25 protein-coding genes and 2 tRNA genes are annotated in these 21,412 nt (G+C 62.1%); 20 read left to right on the top strand and 7 right to left on the bottom strand.

Features of this window, described 5'->3' with window-relative positions:
- Positions 1-15: 15 nt before the first annotated feature.
- Together BP869_RS04175 and BP869_RS04170 are read right to left on the bottom strand one after the other, a co-directional pair.
- The gene (locus tag BP869_RS04175; RefSeq protein WP_342677159.1) at positions 16-675 is read right to left on the bottom strand and encodes a TasA family protein; all 660 of its coding nucleotides are present in this window, start codon (positions 673-675) and stop codon (positions 16-18) included.
- A gap of 114 nt (positions 676-789) precedes the next feature.
- Positions 790-945, bottom strand: coding sequence for a hypothetical protein (locus BP869_RS04170; RefSeq protein WP_342677157.1), 156 nt, complete (start codon positions 943-945; stop codon positions 790-792).
- Between the two features lie 212 nt (positions 946-1,157).
- Between BP869_RS04170 and BP869_RS04165 the strand changes: the two genes are divergently transcribed.
- From BP869_RS04165 to BP869_RS04110, 12 genes are all read left to right on the top strand, one after another.
- The gene (locus BP869_RS04165; protein WP_342677154.1) at positions 1,158-2,543 is read left to right on the top strand and encodes an NAD(P)H-hydrate dehydratase; all 1,386 of its coding nucleotides are present in this window, start codon (positions 1,158-1,160) and stop codon (positions 2,541-2,543) included.
- On the top strand, positions 2,536-3,006 hold the full coding sequence (gene moaC / locus BP869_RS04160) for a cyclic pyranopterin monophosphate synthase MoaC (RefSeq protein ID WP_342677152.1): 471 nt from the start codon (positions 2,536-2,538) through the stop codon (positions 3,004-3,006). The genes BP869_RS04165 and moaC overlap by 8 nt, the downstream gene beginning before the upstream one ends.
- 406 nt (positions 3,007-3,412) lie before the next feature.
- Entirely contained in the window at positions 3,413-4,003 is a 591-nt protein-coding gene (locus tag BP869_RS04155) for a 50S ribosomal protein L15e (RefSeq protein WP_342677150.1), read from the top strand.
- Between the two features lie 28 nt (positions 4,004-4,031).
- Positions 4,032-4,667 (top strand): RNase P subunit p30 family protein, encoded by a 636-nt coding sequence (locus tag BP869_RS04150; protein WP_342677147.1) that lies wholly within the window; start codon positions 4,032-4,034, stop codon positions 4,665-4,667.
- Complete coding sequence (locus BP869_RS04145) at positions 4,664-5,146, top strand: Rpp14/Pop5 family protein (RefSeq protein WP_342677146.1); 483 nt, start codon at positions 4,664-4,666, stop codon at positions 5,144-5,146. Before BP869_RS04150 ends, BP869_RS04145 begins: the two co-directional genes overlap by 4 nt.
- The gene (psmA, locus tag BP869_RS04140) at positions 5,146-5,895 is read left to right on the top strand and encodes an archaeal proteasome endopeptidase complex subunit alpha (RefSeq protein WP_342677145.1); all 750 of its coding nucleotides are present in this window, start codon (positions 5,146-5,148) and stop codon (positions 5,893-5,895) included. The genes BP869_RS04145 and psmA overlap by 1 nt, the downstream gene beginning before the upstream one ends.
- A gap of 7 nt (positions 5,896-5,902) precedes the next feature.
- A complete protein-coding gene (locus BP869_RS04135; RefSeq protein ID WP_067052398.1) occupies positions 5,903-6,607 on the top strand; it encodes a ribosome assembly factor SBDS in 705 nt (234 codons plus the stop codon).
- A 43-nt stretch (positions 6,608-6,650) separates the two neighbouring features.
- A complete protein-coding gene (locus BP869_RS04130; protein WP_067052396.1) occupies positions 6,651-6,941 on the top strand; it encodes a 50S ribosomal protein L37ae in 291 nt (96 codons plus the stop codon).
- A gap of 5 nt (positions 6,942-6,946) precedes the next feature.
- Positions 6,947-7,081 carry a DNA-directed RNA polymerase subunit P gene (locus tag BP869_RS04125; protein WP_083523466.1) on the top strand — a complete coding sequence of 45 codons (135 nt, stop codon included), beginning with the start codon at positions 6,947-6,949 and terminating at the stop codon, positions 7,079-7,081.
- A complete protein-coding gene (locus BP869_RS04120) occupies positions 7,078-7,476 on the top strand; it encodes a hypothetical protein (protein WP_342677141.1) in 399 nt (132 codons plus the stop codon). Before BP869_RS04125 ends, BP869_RS04120 begins: the two co-directional genes overlap by 4 nt.
- Positions 7,469-7,711, top strand: coding sequence for a KEOPS complex subunit Pcc1 (locus BP869_RS04115; RefSeq protein WP_300165259.1), 243 nt, complete (start codon positions 7,469-7,471; stop codon positions 7,709-7,711). Before BP869_RS04120 ends, BP869_RS04115 begins: the two co-directional genes overlap by 8 nt.
- Positions 7,704-8,066: a prefoldin subunit beta gene (locus BP869_RS04110; protein ID WP_300165261.1), complete on the top strand. Its 363-nt coding sequence runs from the start codon at positions 7,704-7,706 to the stop codon at positions 8,064-8,066. Before BP869_RS04115 ends, BP869_RS04110 begins: the two co-directional genes overlap by 8 nt.
- 14 nt (positions 8,067-8,080) lie before the next feature.
- Here BP869_RS04110 and BP869_RS04105 read toward each other — a convergent pair whose 3' ends face one another.
- Positions 8,081-8,968: a hypothetical protein gene (locus BP869_RS04105; RefSeq protein ID WP_342677138.1), complete on the bottom strand. Its 888-nt coding sequence runs from the start codon at positions 8,966-8,968 to the stop codon at positions 8,081-8,083.
- 685 nt (positions 8,969-9,653) lie between these two features.
- Positions 9,654-11,183 (bottom strand): 2-isopropylmalate synthase, encoded by a 1,530-nt coding sequence (locus tag BP869_RS04100; RefSeq protein ID WP_342677402.1) that lies wholly within the window; start codon positions 11,181-11,183, stop codon positions 9,654-9,656.
- A 140-nt stretch (positions 11,184-11,323) separates the two neighbouring features.
- Between BP869_RS04100 and BP869_RS04095 the strand changes: the two genes are divergently transcribed.
- The 4 genes from BP869_RS04095 to BP869_RS04080 all read left to right on the top strand — a co-directional run bounded on the left by BP869_RS04095 (position 11,324) and on the right by BP869_RS04080 (position 13,467).
- Positions 11,324-11,430: transfer RNA gene (locus BP869_RS04095), tRNA-Tyr, on the top strand.
- A 9-nt stretch (positions 11,431-11,439) separates the two neighbouring features.
- Positions 11,440-11,512: transfer RNA gene (locus BP869_RS04090), tRNA-Asp, on the top strand.
- Between the two features lie 72 nt (positions 11,513-11,584).
- Complete coding sequence (locus tag BP869_RS04085) at positions 11,585-12,145, top strand: HEAT repeat domain-containing protein (protein WP_342677137.1); 561 nt, start codon at positions 11,585-11,587, stop codon at positions 12,143-12,145.
- A gap of 2 nt (positions 12,146-12,147) precedes the next feature.
- Positions 12,148-13,467 (top strand): SLATT domain-containing protein, encoded by a 1,320-nt coding sequence (locus tag BP869_RS04080; RefSeq protein WP_342677135.1) that lies wholly within the window; start codon positions 12,148-12,150, stop codon positions 13,465-13,467.
- A gap of 39 nt (positions 13,468-13,506) precedes the next feature.
- On the opposite strand, the gene BP869_RS04075 is transcribed toward BP869_RS04080, so the two are convergent.
- Positions 13,507-13,695 carry a hypothetical protein gene (locus tag BP869_RS04075; protein WP_342677133.1) on the bottom strand — a complete coding sequence of 63 codons (189 nt, stop codon included), beginning with the start codon at positions 13,693-13,695 and terminating at the stop codon, positions 13,507-13,509.
- 318 nt (positions 13,696-14,013) lie between these two features.
- On the opposite strand from BP869_RS04075, the gene BP869_RS04070 reads away from it, so the two are divergent.
- Positions 14,014-14,271: a nucleotidyltransferase domain-containing protein gene (locus BP869_RS04070; protein ID WP_342677131.1), complete on the top strand. Its 258-nt coding sequence runs from the start codon at positions 14,014-14,016 to the stop codon at positions 14,269-14,271.
- The gene (locus BP869_RS04065; RefSeq protein WP_342677129.1) at positions 14,264-15,400 is read left to right on the top strand and encodes a radical SAM protein; all 1,137 of its coding nucleotides are present in this window, start codon (positions 14,264-14,266) and stop codon (positions 15,398-15,400) included. The genes BP869_RS04070 and BP869_RS04065 overlap by 8 nt, the downstream gene beginning before the upstream one ends.
- A gap of 508 nt (positions 15,401-15,908) precedes the next feature.
- Here BP869_RS04065 and BP869_RS04060 read toward each other — a convergent pair.
- Positions 15,909-17,333 carry a mannose-1-phosphate guanylyltransferase/mannose-6-phosphate isomerase gene (locus tag BP869_RS04060; RefSeq protein WP_342677127.1) on the bottom strand — a complete coding sequence of 475 codons (1,425 nt, stop codon included), beginning with the start codon at positions 17,331-17,333 and terminating at the stop codon, positions 15,909-15,911.
- A gap of 56 nt (positions 17,334-17,389) precedes the next feature.
- Here BP869_RS04060 and BP869_RS04055 point away from each other — a divergent pair, with 56 nt between their 5' ends.
- On the top strand, positions 17,390-19,156 hold the full coding sequence (locus BP869_RS04055) for an asparagine synthase-related protein (protein ID WP_342677125.1): 1,767 nt from the start codon (positions 17,390-17,392) through the stop codon (positions 19,154-19,156).
- Here BP869_RS04055 and BP869_RS04050 read toward each other — a convergent pair.
- Positions 19,037-20,209 (bottom strand): hypothetical protein, encoded by a 1,173-nt coding sequence (locus BP869_RS04050; RefSeq protein WP_342677124.1) that lies wholly within the window; start codon positions 20,207-20,209, stop codon positions 19,037-19,039. The genes BP869_RS04055 and BP869_RS04050 overlap by 120 nt on opposite strands.
- Before the next feature lie 639 nt (positions 20,210-20,848).
- Between BP869_RS04050 and BP869_RS04045 the strand changes: the two genes are divergently transcribed.
- Positions 20,849-21,322 carry a serine O-acetyltransferase gene (locus BP869_RS04045; RefSeq protein WP_300165665.1) on the top strand — a complete coding sequence of 158 codons (474 nt, stop codon included), beginning with the start codon at positions 20,849-20,851 and terminating at the stop codon, positions 21,320-21,322.
- Positions 21,323-21,412: the final 90 nt, after the last annotated feature.

The following is a 21,412-nucleotide window of genomic DNA, read 5'->3' as shown; positions in this document are numbered from 1 at the left end:
GAAATGGGGTTCGGATTACGTGCGTGCCTGTTCAAGCTTGAAGATGAGGTCGAAGGTGCAGGTGTCGCTCTGGACCTCGTTCCCGGTCTCCCAGGGGAGGTCATACTCCACATGGAAGGTGCCTGCCGTCTCTCCTGCGGCGATGGTCGCCAGGTTGGCCCAGCTCTTTTCGCTGTACTCGTTCAGGGGTGTGAAGGCATCGTCGGGAAGCGCGTCACCGCTGTTGTAATCTACCTTGTCTCCATTTGCATAGAGGCAATAGTCCCCTGCATTCCAGGTGTTGTCAGCATTGCTGTCGACCCAGAACGCCACCGTGAGGTTTACGCCGAGCTCGCCTTCAAGCACGCCGCCAGTGGAGTCCACACTCTCTTCAGGCTCTGTCAGCCCGTTCTCGTTGTTGATGATCTTCCCGCACGTGATGGTGAGGTTCCCGGCGATGGTGCCGGTGTTGTTGATCCGCCAGGGGTCTGCCAGGACTCCCATGTCCCCTGGTTTCAGGTTGTCGAAGGCAAACGGCAGGGTGCCGTCGCTTTCGACGGTGAGGTTCAGCGTCCCGGCGCTGAAGACGTTCCCCTCGCTCGTTTCTGTGTCGCTAAAGTACGCATAGGTGCCGCCGCCGATGAAGAGCGCCACCAGGGCTATGCCCATGACTCCGTACAATACTCTTGATTTCATAGATTCTCGATCCTCCGGATCTGCACATTCTGGGTACAGTCTATATAATGACGGATTATTAACGCGATATAATATTTATGGGTTGTTATTTGTGCATCTTAAAAAAGTTTAATTTTATTCTTTATATGTATTTTTAGATATCTGTCTCATTATCGAGTTCTTCAGGAGTGTTTTCCTGTATTGCTGGTCATTCCTGCATGTGGTAATGGTCATTTTTCCCTGACAGATACTGCACATTGCCTGCAGTCCCTGAATGTCTCCTATTGTCATGATCTTCTCCCGGCACTCCCCCTCTCATTGGATTGTTGCTGTACCGTTCCCGACCCTGTCTCTTCCTTTTTTCCGGCGGAACCTGCATGGATTCCCTGCATCTCCCTGTTGTGGGTCATGTCCCGCCCCGGAGGTTTCCGCATATCGATCCCTCTCTCCCCGCGCACCCCCTTCGCAACCTTTCTATCTTCCCGCCTCCCACCGGGCATCTGATGTTTGAGGATCTGAGGGAGTTCTGCGAGACGGGCGTGATCACGCCCGAGCGGATGCGTGCGGTGGACAGGAACAGCATGGCCCTCGGCGTCTCCGGTCTCCAGTTGATGGAGGCGGCCGGCCTCGCGATCGTTGCGGCGGTGCGGGAGTCCTCGCCGTCGCGGGTGCTCGTCCTCTGCGGGCGGCGGAACAATGGCGGCGACGGCCTCGTCGTCGCCCGCCACCTCCAGGACTCTGAGGTGGACGTGGTCTGTCCGGCATACGGCTCCGCTACCCCTGACTTCCTTGCCCAGCTCGCCGCCCTCCGCGCCTGCCCGGCCGCCCTCCACGAGGTGCGCGTGCCGGCCGACGTGGAGGCCCTCTCCCCCCTCTTCGCGAGGGCCGACCTGATCGTCGACGCCATGCTCGGCACCGGGGCCCTGGGCGTGCCGCGGGAGCCCCTGCTCTCGATGGTCGGGCTCATGAACGCGAGCGCGGCCCGCGTGGTGGCGGTCGACGTGCCGACGCCCGGGGCGCGTTCAGATCTGATCGTCACCTTCCACCGCCCGAAGGAGGCGGGCGGCCGGGTGGCGGAGATCGGCATCCCCCTTGCAGCCGAGATCTGCACCGGCCCCGGCGACCTCCTCTGCCTGCGGCCGAAGGGGCCTTCAGCCCACAAGGGGGCCGGCGGCGAGGTGCTTGTCGTCGGCGGCGGGCCGTACCAGGGCGCCCCCTTCCTCGCCGGCATGGCCGCGCTCAGGGCCGGTGCCGACATCGTGCGTGTCGCCTCCCCCGCGTACGTGGAGAACCCCGACCTCATCCACGTCCCCCTATTCGGTCGGGCGATTGGCGACGAGCACCTCGCCGCTCTCGTCCCCCTCGCGGAGAGGGCCGACGTCGTCCTCTGTGGGAACGGCCTCGGCACGGAGAGCCACGACGTGGTGACGGCCCTCGCCCGGCATGCGAAAAGGCTCGTCCTCGACGCCGACGCCCTCCGCCCTCCCCTCCCCGCGGGGCCGGAGACGGTCTACACCCCCCATGCCGCAGAGTTTGTCAGGGCCTTCGGCCGCCCCCTCCCCTCATCCTTGCGTGACCGCGCCCGGACCGTGCGCGGGGCCGTGCCCGAGGGCGCCGCTGTCCTCCTGAAAGGTGCCGTCGACATCATCTCTGACGGCCAGCGGGTCCGCTTCAACAGGACGGGCTGCCCCGCGATGACAGTCGGCGGGACAGGTGACGTCCTCGCCGGGCTTGCGGCCGGCCTCTTCTGCCGCCTCCCGGCCTTCGACGCCGCATGCGTCGCGGCCTATGCGAACGGCCTCGCCGGCGAGGCAGCGGCCGCCGGGCGGGACGCCGGCATGACCGCAACAGAAATGCTCGCCCGCATTCCAGAGGTACTGTATGGTTGAATTCACCCATATCGCGGACGACCGCGCCCGCATGGTCGACGTCTCCGACAAGCCCGATGTCGTGCGGGAAGCGGTCGCGGAGGGCCGGATCTACCTGCGGGAGGAGACTCTTGCGGCGATCCGTGACGGGACCGTCATCAAAGGCAATGTCCTGGCCACGGCGCGGGTCGCCGCCACCATGGCGGTGAAGGACGCCTCCCGCATCATCCCGATGTGCCACCCCCTCGCCCTCGGCGGCGTGGAGACCGACTTCGAGGAAGGGGAGGACTGCATCATAGCACGGGTCAGGGTCCGCTCGTACGGCAAGACCGGCGTCGAGATGGACGCCCTCACCGGCGTCTCTGTCGCGCTCCTCACTGTCTGGGACATGGTGAAGTCCGCGGAGAAGGACGAGAACGGGCAGTACCCTGTAACCAGGATCGAGGGGATCCGGGTCGTCGAGAAGAAGAAGGGCGCGGCGTGAGGCACTGATCCGCTGTCTTCCCCATAATCTCGTCCGGGGGTTTCACCCCCGAACCCCACTCCGGATTGAACCCGGGAAAAAGAGCCGGAGATCTGATGAGCGGGACTGCCATTCCCGTCCTATCCTGATGGCGGGGGGCCGGGGGCGTAGTCCCCCAGAAGAGGGTGCCGATCTATCTCCTTCTCCACCATCAGAGCCGGAGATTTACGCCGGACCCCCGCTGTAGGCTTGCTCCGGGGAAGAGTGAACAAAGATCCAGAAGATGGAGAGTACCTTTTTGTTCTCGATTTTGGGTTGCCGCTCTTCCGTCCTGTACTAATATTAATAATATTACAAAACCCACCAGTACAGGTATCCCATCAAGGAATGTGGCGCACTTATTGCGCTGAACCTGAGGTGAATTGCAATGGCAAAGTCAATGTATGCCTACGTTCGTGAGGCATGGAGAAACCCCGACGCCACCGAGGTCAAGGCGCTCCTCTGGGAGCGGATGCAGACCTGGAGGCGCGAGGGTGCAGTCGTGCGGCTCGTTCGCCCGACCAGGATCGACCGTGCACACTCCCTCGGCTACAAGGCCAAGCAGGGTGTCATCGTTGTGCGGGCACGTATCCGCAGGGGCGGCAGGAGGAAGTCCAGGTACATCCGCGGTCGCAGGACCGCCAGGATGGGCATGCGCCGGATCACCGCTGGCAAGAGCATCCAGCGGATCGCCGAGGAGCGTGCCTCCAAGAAGTACCGGAACATGGAAGTCCTCAACTCGTACTGGGTCGGCGAAGACGGCCGCAACAAGTGGTACGAGATCATCCTCGTCGACGGTAGCCACCCGTCCGTGATGAGCGACCCGCAGCTCGCATGGGTCGGCCAGGCGAACCAGCGCGGCCGTGCCGAACGCGGCAAGACGATGGCCGGACGGAAGGGCCGTGGCCAGAGGCACAAGGGCACGGGCACCGAGAAGACCCGCCCGAGCATCCGGTCCAACGCGAACAAAGGAAAGTAACCATCCCCTTATTTTTTGGAGTGCACCAATGGCGTACACCGATGCCTGCGTGCATCCCTATCCTGACGGCGACACGACCCTCCCTCGCATGGCCCTCGAAGCACGGGACTGCGGTTTTGACCGGATCGTTTCGACCAGCGGGAACGGTGAGTTCTTTGGCGTGCGGGTGATCCCGGGCATCGTGATCGCGGCAGCACATGTCAGGGACCTGACGCGGGGAGTGCGCCGCGCCCCTGCCGGGGCTCTTGTGATGGTCGAAGCAGGTGAAGAAGGCTTCAACAGGTCGGCCGTTTCCCTCGGCGGGGTCCACGTGCTGAGGGGTCTTAGCCATGCCGGAAAACACGCTTTCGACCACGTCGCCGCCCGGACCGCTGCTGAAAACGGCGTCGCCATCGAGATCGACCTTGCGCCGGTCATATCCCTGCGGGGCCGGGAGAGGCAGAGGGTGTTCCAGCGTTACGCGGACGTCCTCGTCCTCCAGCGCCACTACGGCTTTCCCCTCACCGTTGCAAGCAATGCCAGGTCTGTCCTCGACCTTCGGAGCGTGCGCGAGGCCGTCGGCCTCTGCTCCCTCTTCGGGATGGAGGAGGCCGAAACCCTTTCCGCCCTCTCGTCCGTCGACAGGTTGATGGAACGCCCCGAACCTGTGCAGGTGGTCGGATGAAGGTGCGGCCGCCGACCCTCAGGACGAAGAGGCGGTACCTGCTCGTGCGGGTCCTCCCGCCCTGGCAGGAGACCGCGGAAAAGGCGCTGTACCTGGCTGTCGCCGATGCGGTGACCTCCCTGTTCGGCGACGCCCGTGCCGCCGTGATCCAGCCTGCCGTCCTCTCCCGCGAGGGGGAACACGCCATCCTCCGCTGCCAGCGGGGGACAGAGGGCGACCTCGCCCTCGCGTGCTCGACCGTCACCGCGGTCGGGGACGCGAGAATCGCCCTCAGGACAGTGGCGGTTTCCGGGACGATCGCCGCGCTCAAGAGGCGACTTCAGGAGGGGGGTCCCCGGAAGGAACCGGAATCGGTCACCTACGGGGAAAAGGAGTCACCGGCCTTCAGGTACGGACGGCACAAGGTTGATGTACTACAAGAGGGTATTAAAAAGCAGAGCAGAGTCTTTTTGACAGATCATGAAAGAGAGGAGATCTAATGCAACCACAATATCAGATGGGATATGACCGGGCGATCACGGTCTTCAGCCCGGACGGCCGTCTCTACCAGGTAGAGTACGCACGCGAGGCAGTGAAGCGGGGGACCACTGCAGTCGGGATCAAGTGCAAGGAAGGTGTGATCCTTCTTGTCGACAAGCGGGTATCGTCCCGCCTCCTTGAATCCTCGTCGATCGAGAAGATCTACCTGATCGACGATCACATCGGTGTCGCATCCTCGGGCCTTGTCGGCGACGCCCGCCTCCTTGTGGAAAGGGCGCGGGTCGAGGCCCAGATCAACAGGGTGACCTACGACGAGTCGATCGATGTCGAGACCCTGGCAAAGAAGATCTGCGACCACATGCAGGTGTACACCCAGTTCGGCGGCGCCCGCCCGTACGGCACGGCCCTGCTGATCGCAGGCGTCTTCGAGGGCGAGGTCCGTCTCTTCGAGACCGACCCGTCGGGCACGCTCCTCGAGTACAAGGCGACAGGCATCGGCATCGGCAGGCCTGCGGCCATGAAGATCTTCGAGGAGGAGTACAACCCCGAGATGACGATCCCCGACGCGATCCGTCTCGGCCTCAAGGCCCTCCATGCGGCGACCGAAGGGAAGTTCGATGTCCAGACCGTCGAAATCGGTGTCATAGAGGTCGCAAACCCGTTCTTCCACAAGATGGAAGCCGCGGAAGTGAAGTCCTTTGTCGACCAGATGGACTTCGAGAGTGTCGCGGAACCTTCAGGGGAGTGAGTGAGGTATGATCCCACTGGACCGGGCGATTGTGGCACGGCTTGAGAGTCACGGCGAGCGGTTCGAGATCGGGGTCGACCCCGACCTTGCGATGAAGGTCAAAAAGGGCGAGGACGTCCCGATCGAGGACCTTGTCGCTGCCGATTTCGTCTTTGAGAACTTCGCGCATGGGGAACGCGCCTCTGACGAGTCCCTGGTGAAGGCCTTCGGGACGACGGACTTCGAGCCGATCGCACGAAAGATCCTTACCAAGGGCGAGATCCATCTCACCTCAGAGCAGCGCCGGCAGCTGATCGAGGATAAGCGCCGGCAGGTCATCACGTACATCGCACGCAACGCTGTCAACCCGCAGACCAAACTCCCGCACCCGCCCCAGAGGATCGAGATGGCGATGGAGGAGGCGAGGGTGAGCATCGACCCCTTCAAGCACCTGGACGAACTGGTGAAGGAGACGATGAAGGCCCTCCGCCCTCTCATCCCGATCCGCTTCGAGGAACTCCGCGTCGCGGTGCGGATCCCGGCCGACCACGCGCCCCGCGCCTATGGCGAGATGCAGACGGCGACGACGGTCGAGAGAGAGGAGTGGCAGAATGACGGGTCATGGGTCTGCGTATGCAGGATCCCTGCCGGTACCCAGAGTGAATTCTACTCTCTGGTCAACCGTCTCTCCAAGGGAGACGGGCAGGTCAAGGTGCTTGAACAACTATATTAACCAAAACATCTAACCTAAATAAGCATATTAGGGGTAATCCAGAATGGCGAGGCGTAACCAGAAAGCAAAAGGAAAGGTCACCGGAAGTTCCGGGCGGTTCGGATGCAGGTACGGCAGGTTCATCCGCAAGCGTGTGGTCGAGGTCGAGAGGGTCGAGAAGGCCGCCCACACCTGCCCCCGCTGTGACCACGAGTCTGTCCACCGTGTCGGCACCGGGATCTGGGAATGCCGCAAGTGCGGGTTCAAGTTTGCAGGCGGTGCGTACGCTCCGCAGACGCCGTCCCTCCGCGTAGCCCTGCGGACGATCGAGCGTGCAATCGAGACCCAGGAGTAAGCTCCGTGGCCAGCTCGTACAAGTGTGCGCGGTGTAAGCAGAAGGTCGAGATCGACCAGAATGTCAGGTGCCCCTACTGCGGACACCGTATCCTGTTCAAGGAGAGAGGCGCCGCGACCAAAGACCTGAAGGCTCGATGACTGTCGTCACGACCTCCAGAAAAGCGGCAAACGACCTGCGGGCGCTCGCACGGCACCTCGCCTTTGCGACGGGCGCCCGGTACCTGGCCCGCGGGAAGACCGGCCTTGCGGCCCTTTCCGACGAGTCGGTCATACTCTTTCTCCGGGAACGCGGCGCCCTCAGGCTCCAGGTGGTGGAGGAGGGTGTTGTCGCCCATGAGTTTGCTCTCAGGAAGGTCACGATCTCTGAGCGGAGCGAACCGATCAGCCACACGGTCAGGATCGCGGACCCATCGGTTTATGATGTCCTGAAAAGATACTGTGTAGCTGAACAGATCGAGGCCGACGTGCCGTCAGTCATCTTTGACGGCCAGCAGAAGAAGAGGATCGTCCTTGAGGTGGCACCCGATGCATGAGGCGGTCTTTACGTTCCACACGCCGGCTGCGCCCCTGCTGTACCGCGCCCTCGCCCCGGAGGCCGGGGAGGTGGCCGGTTCCCGCTCCCACGAGGAGGTCGCCCTCGCCGGCCCCGACAGCCTTGTCCTCATGGTGCGGGCGGCGGACGTGCACGCCCTGCGGGCGGCGCTGAACATGTGGCTTCGGCTGGTCAATGTGGCTGACGAAATCCAGGAGATGATCAGGCATGAGTAGTAACATTTCACCCAGGGTTCAGCAGCAGCTTGCGATGCTGCAGCAGATCCAGCAGCAGCTCCAGACGATCGTCGGGCAGAAGGCCCAGTACGAGATGGCGGTGAAGGAGACGAACCGCGCGGCGGAGGAGCTGAAGGAGGTCGCCGACGATGCGCCGGTGTACGTGAATGTCGGGACCGTGATGATGCAGAAGGGGAAGGAGAAGGTGCTCGCCGAATTGCAGGAGAAGGCCGAGACCCTCGGGCTGCGGATTGCGTCCCTTGAAAAGCAGGAAAAAGTGATGCAGACGAAGTTCGAGCAGCTCCAGTCCCAGGTCAAGCAGGCCCTCGGCGGCGCGCCGTCCCAGGCCTCGTAATCTTTTTTTGTTGATCAGGTCTCATATTCCAGGTCATATTTCCTATTTAGCGCTTGCCATCGCCCATAGTGGTAACTGTCGAGCACCTGGCCCATGCTCTCAAGCTTTTGTAGTTCTCCAGCATCGCGATACTCTTCTGAGAGGTCAAGGGCCTTTCCGCTCTCACTTACATGGATTATCGACGGATCGGGAGTGAGCACAAGGCCTCCAATGTAGGTGTCGGGGACATAGGTCGGGATGTTCGGGCCGGTGGATTCGATGAAGGCGTATCCGCTGCCCGCGTAGTCGTATCCTCCCGTGCACCTGACCCCGACGGCCATATGTCCTCCTTTATCCCTATTCCAGTCGAAGAGGACGACATCATATCCCAGTTTGTCCAGCAGATATGCCAAGAGTAGTGACTTGTCCGCGCAGACCCCCCGCATGTGATGCAGTGTCTCGTACGGGTAATACCAGTCGGTATCTGCCGGGTCATTGAAGCGATCCCAAAAGTAGGGGATATGCTGGACCATACCGATCGCATTTTTTGCCTGCCTCTCCGGGGAGGGTGATGTCCTCCTGAGTGCGTCGATGAGGGAGGCGAGGTATTGTTCTTGGTATTTGTTTCCCAGAAGGTCGCCGATCACCTCGTCTTCGAAACTGTATTGATAACTGTGATCTTCTTGGCCAAGATACTCTGAGAACCCGCCGTACGTAGTAAATGTGAGCGAGTCCCTGCCATCGTATCCATATGGATATGTGTGCGCTACCGGGGAGGTGTTAAATGTCGTTGAAGGGTTGTACGCATCTCCAATTGCCTGTGTCAGGTCGTTCCAGGGGATAAAGAGTGAGATGCAGAGAAGACATACAATAATGAGACAGACGCGTATGAAAGGGCGGTAATATCGAATGAAGCCCATCATGCTAGCGGAAATGCGTTTCCTTCTCCAGTTTCTGATGTGAAGGTGCCCTTTTTCGTCCCTTGTGTACTCAACCCTGTAAACGTAGTGCCTTCCATGAAAATACCGTGTCGTATCCTTTGGTATAGGGATCTTTTGAGGATCAGATGCGGCCCTGACCCATGCTGGCAGTTCATGGTACTTTCGAGGCTCCCACATTCAAACGCAATTTTATGTGGTGCTATTTATTCGTGTTGCTTTAATTTTCACCTCTGGAAAAATCATTTTCGTGCCTGTGACGGGGTTTTTCACCCCCTGAATTGAAATCCTATGGTTTTCTCATGCTCGCTAACGCTCGCGCTCCCACCATTACGATAGGACGGTGGATGGCAGGTGTCCTCAGGTTGCAGGGTTTATCCTTCTCCCTTTCTATCCTATTTTCGGGTGTCCGGGGGAACGACCGAAGGGAGTCGAGATAATCTTTGATTTTCGGCGTCAGTCCTCCGGTGGAGAGCGTGGGGAAGGTGGGGGGTTCGTGCTGCTCATCACGGAATCCGGGGGAGATATCGACCCGAACATGAAATTTTCTCCAGAGCCCTGCATGCAGTGATAGGGGAATGAATGAGAGTGTTCTGGGATAGCCTTTCGGTCTGGCGCATGAAGTTGTGAACCCGTGCGGGTTGAAAAGAAGAGGGTAGTTCCGGGGGTTTCACTCCCCGGTTTTCGCGCCCTGCACCCTCTGCAGCAGGTTGATCGCGTTGATCATCGCGTCGACGGAGGCGATGACGATGTCGTCGGAGGACGCGGAGGCGTCGAAGATGTGGCCTGCCCGATCCTCGACGGCGATCGTGACATGGCCGATGGCGTCTGTGCCGCCGCTGATCGACTCGACCGCGAACTCCTTCAGGTGGACGGGTTCGTCCAGGCAGCGGAGGATCGCCTTCATGGCGGCGTCCACCGGGCCGTTGCCTGTGCTGCACCCGACCCTCTCGGCCCCGTCGACGATGAGGCTGACAGAGGCGGTCGGCATCGAGTGTGTGCCGGTGAAGACGGCGATGTCCCGCAGCCCGACCGCGGGGGTGACGCCTGCCATGCCCATCACCTCCTCGGCGATCGCGTACAGGTCGGCGTCGGTGATCCGGCGGCCGCGGCTGGCGATCGCCTTCATCTTCGCCAGGATCTGGTCGAGCGCGGCGTCGTCAGGCTGCATGTGGACGTCGGCGAGCATCTGGCGGACGGCGTGCCTGCCCGCATGTTTGCCGAGCTTCAGGCGCCGCCGGTGGCCGACCATCTCCGGGGTCATGATGCCTGGCTCGAAGGTGTCCGGGTGCTCGATGATGCCGTGGGCATGGATGCCGCTCTCGTGGGCGAAGGCGTTCTCGCCGACGACGGGCTGGCCCGGCGGGATGCTGATCCCGGCGTACCGTGAGACGAGGCGCGAGGTCTCCAGGAGACGGTTGGAGACGACGCCTGTCTCGATGCCGTAGATCGCCTCCAGGGCCATCGCGGTCTGGGCGAGGTCGGCGTTGCCGGCCCGCTCGCCCATGCCGTTGACGGTGACCTGGACCTGCGCGGCCCCGGCCTCGACCGCGGCCAGGGTGTTTGCGACCGCGAGCCCGAAGTCGTTGTGGCAGTGGACGTCGATCGGCGCCTTCACCTCCTTCACGGCCCAGGCGATCAACTCCTTCATCGCGGTCGGCGTCATGACGCCGACGGTGTCCGGGATGTTCACGGTCGTCGCCCCCGCGTCCACGGCCGCCAGACAGACCTCGGCCAGGTAGTCCCTGTCGGTCCTGGTGGCGTCCATCGCGGAGAAGAGGACGTGCGGCACCTGCTCCCTGGCATAGGCGACGACCTCGGCGGTGGCGTCGAGCACCTCCTGCCTGCTCTTTTTGATCGTGTACTCCCGCTGGATGTCGGAGGTCGGGACGAAGAGATGGACCATGCCGACGCCGCACGCGGTGCAGGCGTCCACGTCGTCCCTGCGCATCCGGGCGAGGCCGCAGATCCGGGCAGAGTCGACGGCCCTGGCGACCGCCTGCACGGCCTCCCTCTCCTCCGCGGAGGAGGCAGGGAAACCGGCCTCGATGGTGCCGATGCCTGTTGCGGCGAGCTGGCGTGCAATCTCTACCTTCTGGTCAACGGTAAAGGATACGCCCGGCGTTTGTTCGCCGTCCCTCAGCGTGGTGTCGAAAAGAGTGATGTTCTTACGTGCATTCCCAGGGGTAAAGAAAACGATACCCCCTTGTCATCTGTGTGTCTGCGTTGATGCGAGACATACACAGAAGTGGACACTGTGATATATATAGGTGTCTCCCGGGGCGTCAGGAGGCACCGATATCTTTAATAACCGGCTAGACCCACCTATATAACGCAATACCCGCCTTAACTCAGACTGGTAGAGTGCGCGGCTGTAGTTTGGTTTACCGACGCTCGGTAACCGCGCGGCTACCGCGATGTCCCCGGTTCGACTCCGGGAGGCGGGATCGCAATGTGCCCAGGTAGTGTAGAGGCCTATCATGATGCCCTGTCACGGCATCGACACGGATTCGAATTCCGTCCTGGGCGTTTTCCCTTTTTCTGTCGTCACTCCCCGACGCCGGGGTGTGTTTTTTACTCCTGACCGCGAAGTGTCTTCCCATGGAGCATGAGTACACGGTCGACCGTGCGCGGGAAGGACTCAATCTCGCCCTCTCCGGGGCCGACGAGGCCCGCATCAGGAGCATGGCGGCGATCCTGATTGGGAAGACAGGGGATGATGTGGCTGCGCTCGTTCTGGCCCTCGGCGACGCCGACAAGGGGGTGCGTGCCAGGGCGATGGAGGGCCTGGTGGCCCAGCGTGCCGTCCTCCCCCTTATCCACGCGCTGCAGGACCCTGCGTGGCGGGTCAGGTACCGCGCCGCGGAGGGGCTTGGCCGCATCGGCGACCGCCGTGCCGTCCAGGCTCTGGTGCGGGCCCTCCGCGACGGGAAGGACCATGTGCGCTATATGGCGGCAAAGGCCCTCGGCCTGATCGCGGACCCGGCGGCGCGGGAGGCCCTCCTCCCCCTCCTCGCCGACGTGAACCCCCCTGCCAGGAAGGCGGCGGCCTTTGCCCTGGGGCGTGTGGGGGGCGCGGACGAGGCCCTGGAGACGGCCCTCGTCGCCGAACCCTCGGGTGCGGTGCGCCGAGCGATCAGGGACGCCCTCGGGCGGCCGTGAATATGTACGCCCCTCCCCTCCCCCTGGTGGTCCGCGTCGGGGTGGCAGGGGAGGGCGACCCCGCGCCTGTGCTCGCGTACCTGGACCGCATCCTTGCCAGCACACCTCACACCTATGTGGCCGTGACCACCAGTGCAACTGTTCCCGGCATCGCCGACCTCCAGACCGTCGGCTCGGCCGCGGAGGTGGCCGAGGCCTGCGAGATCCTCGTCGCTTTTACCGAAGATGCCGCCTCGTCGGCCCGCGCCGCGGGCAGGACATTCTTTTTCGTTACCCCGACGGGTGCGGTCACCGCGGAGCACCATGCCGACCGCATCCTCGAGACCCTCCGCTTCTTTGACACCTACAATGGCGAGAGTGTGGACCCGGCGCGGGTCAGGGTAAAGGTGGCCGGCCACGAGAGTGCTTACAGGGCGGCCCTGCTCGGTGCGGGCCTGGACCCGGCCCTCCTTGACGAGGTGGCAGGGTTCCTCCTCCCGTACTATGCCCGCACCCGCATCCTCGCCGATCACTATGGCAGCCGCCATCGGCTGGCTGGCAGTGCAGTGTACGCCCTCTCCTCTGCCGCGATCGCCATCGTCGCGGTTCAGGCCCTCCTCCTCCCTGCCTGGCCGGCCCTGGTCTGGCTGGAGGTGGCGGCGATCGCCTGCGTCCTCCTCCTCCTCATCGCGGCGCGGATCCTGGACTGGCACCGCAGGTGGCTCGACTACCGCTTCCTTGCAGAGAGGATCCGGTCGGCGATCTTCCTCTGTTTTGTCTGCATCACCTGCGAGCTCCCCGACCGCCCGCCCCTCACTCTCTCTCCCCATGCCGACGACTGGCTCTCCCGGGCCTTCGAGAGTCTGGTCGAGTCGAGGCCGCAGGAGTACTGCTCCCTCGCGATGCCTTTCGAGCCCCTGAAGGCCTTTCTCCTGGAGGCCTGGCTCGCCCGGCAGATCGACTGGTACGCGGAGAAGGCGCAGAAAAACCGGCGGCGGCACGAGGACCTCCTCTATGCCGGGGAGATCTTCTTCATCGCCACCCTGATCGCGGCCGCGGCCCATGCCTCGGGCGTCGGCCACCCCTACACCACCACCCTGACCATCGTCCTCCCTGCGGTGGCGGCCGGCCTAGCGGCTGTGCGGATCCAGCAGGAGTATCGCTCGACGGCCGAGAGGGCTTCCCGCATGCTCCGCCATCTCTCAGCCCTCTCCCTGCGGATCAGGCGGGCCGAGGACATGCCGGCCCTCTGCGCACTCCTTGCCGAGGCGAACGAGATGATGCTGCGCGAGCAGCAGGAGTGGCGGGTCTCCTTCCGGTTCAGGGAACTGGAAGGAGTGTAAGGGGCGGCGGCACGCCGTGGTGGAAAAAGAGAGATGTTTTCAGCCGCTGTTCCCCTCTGTCCGGTCGAGCAATGCCCGGATGAGGGGTTTCTGTGCCGGGATCTCGTGGGTCAGAACGTCCCGGACGATCTCCCGGTCCACACTGAATGAAGTACAGTCTGTCCCGCATGCCTGCCATCCGGGTCTCCCTGAAGGAGGGGGGAGTTTCTTCGCCGCCTTACCGATCACGAAGAAAGCAGGCAGGAGGCCCCTCACTTCGAGAGGGAATGATCCTCATTGGCACAGACGAAAAGTCGATTGACATTCTGCTCCTGCGTATGGTCTCCTTTTCTGCAGAATCTGCTGCACTGACCTGAGGGCCGGGAAAAATGTCTCAGAAGAGGATGTGAGGCGGCACAGCACCGGCGAGATCTCCCATGGACTGAGGTGTCGAAAGACCGATGAAGGGGCGGGAATAACATTCACAGCACGGGTCGGGCGAGATGGCGAGATATAGACTGACCAATACGATCTGTGAGACCATCGTCCGCGTCCTGACACAGAACGATGCCGGGTGGATCCTCTGCACGGGGAGAGGCCGGTGCACAGAGTGACATCGACATCCTGGTCAGGTTTGCCCGCACAAAAAGCCTTCTCCAGATGCAGAGGAGATCGGGTGGAACAGGCATCCCGACTTCAGGCTACAAATGCGGCCCCCCGAGTACTATCTCCTGTCATGCCCTCACCCGCGGCGTGGACCTGGCAACCATCAGTGTCCTCCCGGGTTCATGGGGGAAGAAATATATTTCGGGACTGCATGGTTGAGTCAACCATGGCCGCATCACTATCCTCATATATTAAGGAGGGAATGAAGGAGTCCTCCAGGATCTTCTACTCAGAAGCCTCGAAATTGAATACGTCGTTTCTTTCCAGGATACCCTGCCACCCGACGACCCTCGTCTTCAATATCACAGACAACTGCAACAGCCGGTGCATCACCTGCCGGCAGTGGCGGCACGCCTCTGTCGGGGAAATGGACGCGGGGGAGGCAGGCGAGGTTCTCGCCCAGGCGAGGGCCATCGGGATCCGGAATATCGAGTTCGCCGGGGGCGAACCCCTGCTGCGAAAAGACCTGCCCGCGATCGTAAAAATCGCGGATGACCTCGGCTTTGCCGACCTCTCCATCACCACGAACGGGCTCCTGCTCACCGAAGAGAGGGCGGTCTCTCTCATCGAGAACGGCCTCGACGGCTTTTCCATCTCCATCGACGGCACGGCCGCGGTCCACGACACAGTCAGGGGGGTGAAAGGTGGATTTGAACGGAGTACCGGCGCCCTCAGGACCCTGATCGGGCTTCGTGACTCCCGGTACCCCGGCCTTGCCATTACCATCGGGACAACCGTGATGAAGCCCACCTTCCCGGAGATCCCGAAGATGGTCGACCTGGCCAGAGAACTCGGCATCACCTGCGGCTTCAACCTCCTCAATACATCGCTCTATTTCTTCAGGGACGTCGACACAGCGGAACTCTGGATACCGGCGGACGAAAGGGACAGGCTCGACGATCTGGTCGCTGAGCTTCACCGGATCAAGTCCACGCACCCCGGCCTGATCAGCAAGAGCTACTCCTCTCTCGAATATATGAAGGACTATTTCCAGAACCCCAGGAGGGAGGACATCCCCTGCCACCTCGGGTACGAGAAGGTGTACGTCGGCCCGCACGGCGAGGTCTACTCGGGGTGCTGGGCCCTGCCCCCGATGGGCACGGTCAGGGAGACGCCCCTCCCCGAGATCGTCTCCTCGGAGGCGTACAGGCAGAGGCTCAAGGAGATGTTCCTGAAACAGTGCCCTGGCTGCAGCTGCAACTACTCGACAAACCTCCTGTACCACCTCCCCTCCCTCTGCCATGAACTGAAGTGGCGGGTGAAGGGGCGGCTGGCACGGATAAACTGAAAGCCCAGATCATGTGGCCTTGAGATGCCCTCATGCGTCGGGCGATCCTGTGGAGGGGTGTTTCCCCTGCCTCCCCCACACTCCTGGCCCTGGGACTCTCGAAGACCTTTGGTCTTCTCATGTTTCCTTCGGTCGTCCCATCTTTGGAGAGTATCCGGGAAGAGAGAAAAGGAGATCCTGAGGAGGAGATAATCATCCCACCCCTATCCTGAGCGGGGTCCGGGGGCTGCGAACGAGGTGAGCACAAGAACACAGAAAATGCAGAGCATTTTCTTGCATGGCAAATCGAAGATTTGCCTGAAAGGGAAATACCATGTATTTCCCGTTTACATGAAGATCTTCGATCTTCCGTGAATCTCTGATTTTCGAGTGACGACCGAAGGTAGTCGAGAAGGTCTTCGCCCCTCTCGAACTCGTTGGCGCTCGTTCCTCACTCCGGATAGGGTTGGGGTAGACAGGGCCCTGAATCCTGTGCCATCCTCGCCTCATCCTGGGCGGGCACCTCTCGTCACTCCCTTTTGAAGTCGTCGTCGAAGCGGACGATATCGTCCTCGGAGATGAAGTCGCCGTTCTGTACCTCGATCACCTCCAGGGGGATCAGCCCCGGGTTTCCCAGGCGGTGCTTCACCCCGGCCGGGACGAATGTGCTCTCGCCGGGGCGGACGAAGAATGTGCGGCCGTCATTGGAGACCTCGGCCATGCCGCGGACGACGACCCAGTGCTCGCTCCTGTGGTGGTGGAGCTGGGCCGAGATGCGGCGGCCCGGCAGGACGGTGATCCTCTTGATCTGGAAGGAGTCGCCCTGGAGGAGGACGGTGTACCGGCCCCAGGGGCGGTGGACGGTGGTGTGGAGGTCGCAGCGGCCGTCGCCCCTCTCCTTCAGGAGAGTCGTGATCTCGCCGACATGCTGGGACTCGGCCTTCGGGCAGACCAGCAGGGCGTCGGCCGTGTCGACGATCGCAAGGTCGGAGAGGCCGATCGTTGCCACCAGGCGGTCGGAGATGATCAGGTTGTTCCCGCTGTGGATGCCCAGGTACTCGCCCTTCACCGCGTTGCCCTGCCCGTCCTTGTTGCTCACCTGGTACAGGGCGTCGAAGCTCCCGACATCGCTCCAGGCAGCGGCCAGGGGCACGACCGCCGCGCGGTCGGTCTTTTCCATGACCCCGAAATCGACCGAGATCTTCGGGGTGCAGGCATAGGCCTCCGCCGGGGAGCGGGTGAAGGCCTCTGCCACAGCCGGCGCCAGGCGCCTGCACTCGTCCATGAAGAGGGCTGCAGGGAAGACGAACATCCCTGAGTTCCAGAGATACCCGTCCCGCACATATGTCTTCGCCGTCTCCAGGTCGGGCTTTTCGACGAAGGCATCGACGGCATAGCCGCCGGCGAGGGCCTGGCCAGGGCGGATATAGCCATAGCCTGTGTGAGGCGAGGTCGGGGCGATCCCGAAGGTGACGAGATGGTCCTGTGCGAGCGCCTCGGCTGCACGGAAAGCCTTCCTGTACTCCTCGCCAGGGAGGATCAGCTGGTCCGAGGGGAGGACTGCCACGGTCGCGTCCTCCCCCTCCTTCAGGACCTCGGTCATGCCGTAGACGATCGCGGGCAGGGTGTTCTTCCCGCTGGGCTCGACAAGGACAGGGCAGTCTGCGCCGACGGCCGCGAGCTGGTCCGCCACCAGGAAGCGGTGGGCCTCATTGGTAATGACAGAGATCTCCTCGGGCTGGGAGAAGAGGAGGGCCCGCTTCACCGCCTTCTGGAAGAGCGACTCGTTCTCGAAGAGGGGGATGAACTGTTTCGGGTAGCAGGTCCGGCTCAGGGGAAAGAGCCTGGTGCCTGAACCACCTGCAAGGATGAGGGTCTGCATGGACACGTCGGGTACCCATGGGAGGAGGAGGGGGATGAGGGTTACGATCTGCGTGCCTCTCTTCCGGCGCATTTTTATACTCCTATGCGATCAGGAGTGATAACTGCATCCGCCGGTAGGACAGGACCATGGCCGGACATGTCTGCCTGAACAACCCCTTCTTCCCCTGGGAATTCTCCGAAAACGGAGAGAGTCGCTGCTGGTACAAGGGGACCGTCTTTGCCGGCGGTGTCCTCCTTGACGGCAGGGAGACCGCCGCCCTCCTCCTCTCCGCCCCCTGGGACGACCTGAACGCCGTCGGGGCCCTCCTTGAGTCCTTGAACGGCGAGTACGCCTTTGTCGTCGAGACACCCGATATCATCGCCGCCGCCGTCGACCGCCTGCGGAGCATCCCCCTCTTCTTTGCCGGCAGGGGAGAGGAGATGGTCATCGCCGACGACCCCCACTTCCTTGTGGAACGCGTCTCCTCGCCTCTGAACGAGGAGTCCGCAGCCGAGTTCCTTGCCACCGGCTTTGTCACCGGCCCCTGGACCCTGTACCGGGGGATCAGGCAACTCCAGGCCGGTGAGTGCCTCATCTCCCCGCGGCGTTCAGGCGCCGCCCGAACCGTCAGTTATGCACAGTTCAGGCACGGCGACTATTTTGCCGGTAGCGACCTCGTCGGCGACCTCACCCGGGGCCTCGACAACGTTCTCCTCCGGGTCTTTCGTCGCCTCCTCGCCTCGTGCGAAGGGAAGCGGATCGTCGTCCCCCTGAGCGGCGGCCTCGACTCCCGGATCATCGTCGCCATGCTCAGGCGCCTGGGTGCAGAGGACGTGACCTGCTTCACCTATGGCGTGAAGGAGAACCGCGAGGTCCGGATCAGCCGTGAGGTCGCCCGGGCCCTCGGCTATGACTGGCACTGCGTGGAGTACACGAAGGAGAAGGTGCAGGCCTGCTATGGGGGGGATGCCCTTACAGAGTACCTCCGCTATGGCGGCAACCTCTCCTCCCTCCCCCACACCCAGGACTATCTGGCCGTCTGCGAGATGAAGGATGAGGGTGCGGTGCCGCCCGATGCTGTCTTTGTGCCCGGACACAGCGGGGACATGCTGGCTGGCAGCCACATCCCACGGGAGTACGGCCGGCCGCAGGCATACACCCTCCAAAAATTCCTTGCCGACAACCTGGCGGCGCACTACTTGCTCTGGGCCTGGGACGACCCCCCCTTGCGTGCCCTCTACGCGGAGCGGTCCCTGACGAGTGCCGGGTGTCCCGATGTCCATGACGCCGAGTCCTGCGCCGACGCCATCGAGTACTTCGACTTCAAGGAGAGACAGGCGAAGTACATCATCAACTCGGTCAGGGTGTACGAGTACTTCGGGTACGGCTGGCGCGTGCCCCTCTGGGACCGCGAGCTGATGACATTCTTCCAGCGCGTGCCCCTCTCCCTCAGGCTCGGTCAGGCGCTGTACAAGGAATACACGGCCTGCTCCCTCTTCACCGGCGACCTCGCCGCGCTCGGCGGGATCGAGTGCACGACCCGTATCAGCAGCGTCATGCCCGGCCCCTCCGTCGCCACACGGATCCGTGCCATGCACCAGCGCCTCTTCGACGTCAGGTGGGGGAGGTACTTCGCCTTCCCCCATCTCTCCAGGTTCTCTCTCCTGAGGATGCGGGATGCCGGGGGACTTGACGGCCTGCCGCGCCGGGTGGTCGTGAACATTGCGAATGCCCGGCGCCCCTATGTCTCTCTCCTCGGCTACCAGGCCCTCAGGTACCTCTCTTTGCAGGCATCAGAGGAGGCCCAGTTTCTTCAGGCAGGCCACGCCCACCTCGTAGACGGTGTCCGCGCCGTCGACGAGAAAAGGCCGGAGGTCGTGCCTGTCGAAGAAGGCCAGGGAGACCGGGCCTGAGAGGTTGCGGAAGAAGGTGCGGTGATAGCCCGGTCTCATGAGGAGGTTGATGATCTCGTGCTTCAGGTACACGAGGTGGACCTCCCTCTCCTTCTCCTGGACCTGAACGGGAACCTCGAGGCTGGCGGCGTCGAGGTACTGGGCGTACTGGACATTCACGCCCGAAAGGTTGCCGACACGGTGCCACATCATGGAGCGGAGATTGATCTCCATCAGTTTGTACCTTCCGTCTCTGGCATCGTACTTGAACTCGGGCTCTGCGATGCCGACGATGTCCATCCCGTCGAGGAGGCGCCTCCCCTGCTCCAGGATCTCGGGCGGCGCCTGGTTGGAAGCGCTTGCAAAGATCCCGAAGTTGTCCGGGTACTGGGAGAGTTTTTTCCCTGTCCATTCACTCAGGATCCTGCCGTCCCGGCTCCGGTAGCCGACGTACGCATAGATGTTTGAGCCGTCGCCCGGGACGACCTCGGAGGCGAGGAGGGGGACGCCCTGCTCGAGGGCGGCGGTGATCCTGGGGAGCTGTGCATCGTAGTTGCCCCTGTCGGAGATGACGATGTTCCTGAAGACATCGGATTTCAGGTCCTCCCTTTTGTCGGGCTTGACGATGACAGGGAAGGGGACAGAGAGGATCCGGCCGGCGTCCTCGACCCGCTCGATAGGGACTGTCTTTGGGTACGGGACTCCCAGCGCCTCGCAGCACCTGTACTGGTAGTACTTGTTCAGGCAGAGGCCCAGATTGGCCGGGTTGATCGGGAGGAAACAGAAGGATCCGACTTTCCCGGCAAGGGCGTCCAGGACCTCCAGGTGGACGTCGTCTGTGGGGTAGACGACTACCTGCCCGTACTCCTTGCCGAGTTTTGTCAGTTCGGCGTGGATGCTCTCCTCGGTGGCTCTGGCGCAGATGAACCGCGTGATCTTGTTGCTGTATGCCCCGGGTTTTCTGTCGTGGTCGATGAGGACGATATCGCGCACGCCACGGTCGTACAGTTCCTGGATGATGGAGTAGCCGTTCACGTACCCCCCCATCACCAGGGCGCAGCGCTCCTTCTTCATCGCGCCCCTCCCCTCTCTGCGCCGCCTGGACGCCCTACCGAAACAGAAGTGCCGTCCTCGCCCTCTCCGGTGACTCCTCTTGCCTGGTCCTGTCCTGGCGCTGCATGGGGACTCTCTTCATCGCCGCCATTCTGATAGTCCATCGTACAAAGACCTCTCGGGCATTTTTCGGGTTGGACGGCCGGGCAGGCTCGGCGTGTCTGGCTGCAGGGGAGGGAGCCTGCAAGGCCGGGGATCGGCGCCCGCTCTCCCTTTCATGACAGATACATGCGGGTGGACCGGAATAGACCTGTCTCTGGTGACATTTTATATCAACATTTGCATCTCCCGGAGAGAATACCCGTGTCTCTCCTCCGTGTGTCTGCCCGTACCGGGATCCGGGTCGATGCGGCAGGGCCTGAGACCGGATGATTTTTCTATATTTTGATAATTATTTGTGATTATGGATTCTATTGACACTCGTCCAGATATCTGTATGATCGAAAATTCTATGAGCTATGCGATCATCTTAGGGGCCGGATGATCCGTTCGAAAGATGACTACTTATTCTACATGAAAGCAGACAAAATTTCGTCAGGAATTGGGCGGGCAAGACCCCGGCCATTGATAGGGGACGATCTGTGGAAATTCCAGTTGCTGATGAGGAAGTGCGAGTACTGGAACAACTGCCTGAAAAATATCAGCCCTGCCCATGCTCTGTTCTATTATACACTCCAGTACAGGTACCACCAGATGTCGGTGCGCCTCGGCTTCACCATCCCCCTGAACGTCTTCGGGCCAGGCCTGTCCATCGCCCACTACGGCCAGCTCGTCGTCAACAGCGCCGCCGAGATCGGAGAAAACTGCCGGATTCACCCTGGCGCCAATATCGGGTCCCATGACGAGACCGCCCCGAAGATCGGGAACAATGTCTATATCGGCCCGGGCGCGAAGATCTTCGGCGACATCACGATCGCGGACGGCATCGCCATCGGCGCCAACAGCGTCGTGAACAGGTCTTTTCTGGAACCGAATATCTCCATCGCCGGCGTCCCCGCGAGGAAGGTCTCTGACACGGGGTCGCTCCCCTATATCGTCCGGGGCACCGAGGCCCTCAGGGGCCAGACTCTCTGACCTCCTCATGTCGGGTTTTGATTTTCCGAATGCCACCGTATCGAGGGCCAGGCTATCCAAAGGATAATATAGAGCAAGTTGAATCTATGC

The organism is Methanofollis sp. UBA420 (genome assembly GCF_002498315.1).
Lineage (GTDB): Archaea > Halobacteriota > Methanomicrobia > Methanomicrobiales > Methanofollaceae > Methanofollis.
This window is presented reverse-complemented; position numbering and strand designations above follow the sequence as displayed.

Coding starts and splice junctions, on each gene's coding strand:
- BP869_RS04080 (WP_342677135.1), top strand. CDS start 12,148: ATGTACGCCCCTCCCCTCCCCCTGGTGGTCCGCGTCGGGGTGGCAGGG.
- BP869_RS04165 (WP_342677154.1), top strand. CDS start 1,158: ATGTTTGAGGATCTGAGGGAGTTCTGCGAGACGGGCGTGATCACGCCC.
- BP869_RS04060 (WP_342677127.1), bottom strand. CDS start 17,333: ATGCGCCGGAAGAGAGGCACGCAGATCGTAACCCTCATCCCCCTCCTC.
- psmA (WP_342677145.1), top strand. CDS start 5,146: ATGCAACCACAATATCAGATGGGATATGACCGGGCGATCACGGTCTTC.
- BP869_RS04105 (WP_342677138.1), bottom strand. CDS start 8,968: ATGATGGGCTTCATTCGATATTACCGCCCTTTCATACGCGTCTGTCTC.
- BP869_RS04110 (WP_300165261.1), top strand. CDS start 7,704: ATGAGTAGTAACATTTCACCCAGGGTTCAGCAGCAGCTTGCGATGCTG.
- BP869_RS04115 (WP_300165259.1), top strand. CDS start 7,469: ATGCATGAGGCGGTCTTTACGTTCCACACGCCGGCTGCGCCCCTGCTG.
- BP869_RS04150 (WP_342677147.1), top strand. CDS start 4,032: ATGGCGTACACCGATGCCTGCGTGCATCCCTATCCTGACGGCGACACG.
- moaC (WP_342677152.1), top strand. CDS start 2,536: ATGGTTGAATTCACCCATATCGCGGACGACCGCGCCCGCATGGTCGAC.
- BP869_RS04135 (WP_067052398.1), top strand. CDS start 5,903: ATGATCCCACTGGACCGGGCGATTGTGGCACGGCTTGAGAGTCACGGC.
- BP869_RS04145 (WP_342677146.1), top strand. CDS start 4,664: ATGAAGGTGCGGCCGCCGACCCTCAGGACGAAGAGGCGGTACCTGCTC.
- BP869_RS04070 (WP_342677131.1), top strand. CDS start 14,014: ATGCCGGGTGGATCCTCTGCACGGGGAGAGGCCGGTGCACAGAGTGAC.
- BP869_RS04065 (WP_342677129.1), top strand. CDS start 14,264: ATGGTTGAGTCAACCATGGCCGCATCACTATCCTCATATATTAAGGAG.
- BP869_RS04120 (WP_342677141.1), top strand. CDS start 7,078: ATGACTGTCGTCACGACCTCCAGAAAAGCGGCAAACGACCTGCGGGCG.
- BP869_RS04050 (WP_342677124.1), bottom strand. CDS start 20,209: ATGAAGAAGGAGCGCTGCGCCCTGGTGATGGGGGGGTACGTGAACGGC.
- BP869_RS04045 (WP_300165665.1), top strand. CDS start 20,849: ATGAGGAAGTGCGAGTACTGGAACAACTGCCTGAAAAATATCAGCCCT.
- BP869_RS04130 (WP_067052396.1), top strand. CDS start 6,651: ATGGCGAGGCGTAACCAGAAAGCAAAAGGAAAGGTCACCGGAAGTTCC.
- BP869_RS04155 (WP_342677150.1), top strand. CDS start 3,413: ATGGCAAAGTCAATGTATGCCTACGTTCGTGAGGCATGGAGAAACCCC.
- BP869_RS04170 (WP_342677157.1), bottom strand. CDS start 945: ATGACAATAGGAGACATTCAGGGACTGCAGGCAATGTGCAGTATCTGT.
- BP869_RS04175 (WP_342677159.1), bottom strand. CDS start 675: ATGAAATCAAGAGTATTGTACGGAGTCATGGGCATAGCCCTGGTGGCG.
- BP869_RS04085 (WP_342677137.1), top strand. CDS start 11,585: ATGGAGCATGAGTACACGGTCGACCGTGCGCGGGAAGGACTCAATCTC.
- BP869_RS04055 (WP_342677125.1), top strand. CDS start 17,390: ATGGCCGGACATGTCTGCCTGAACAACCCCTTCTTCCCCTGGGAATTC.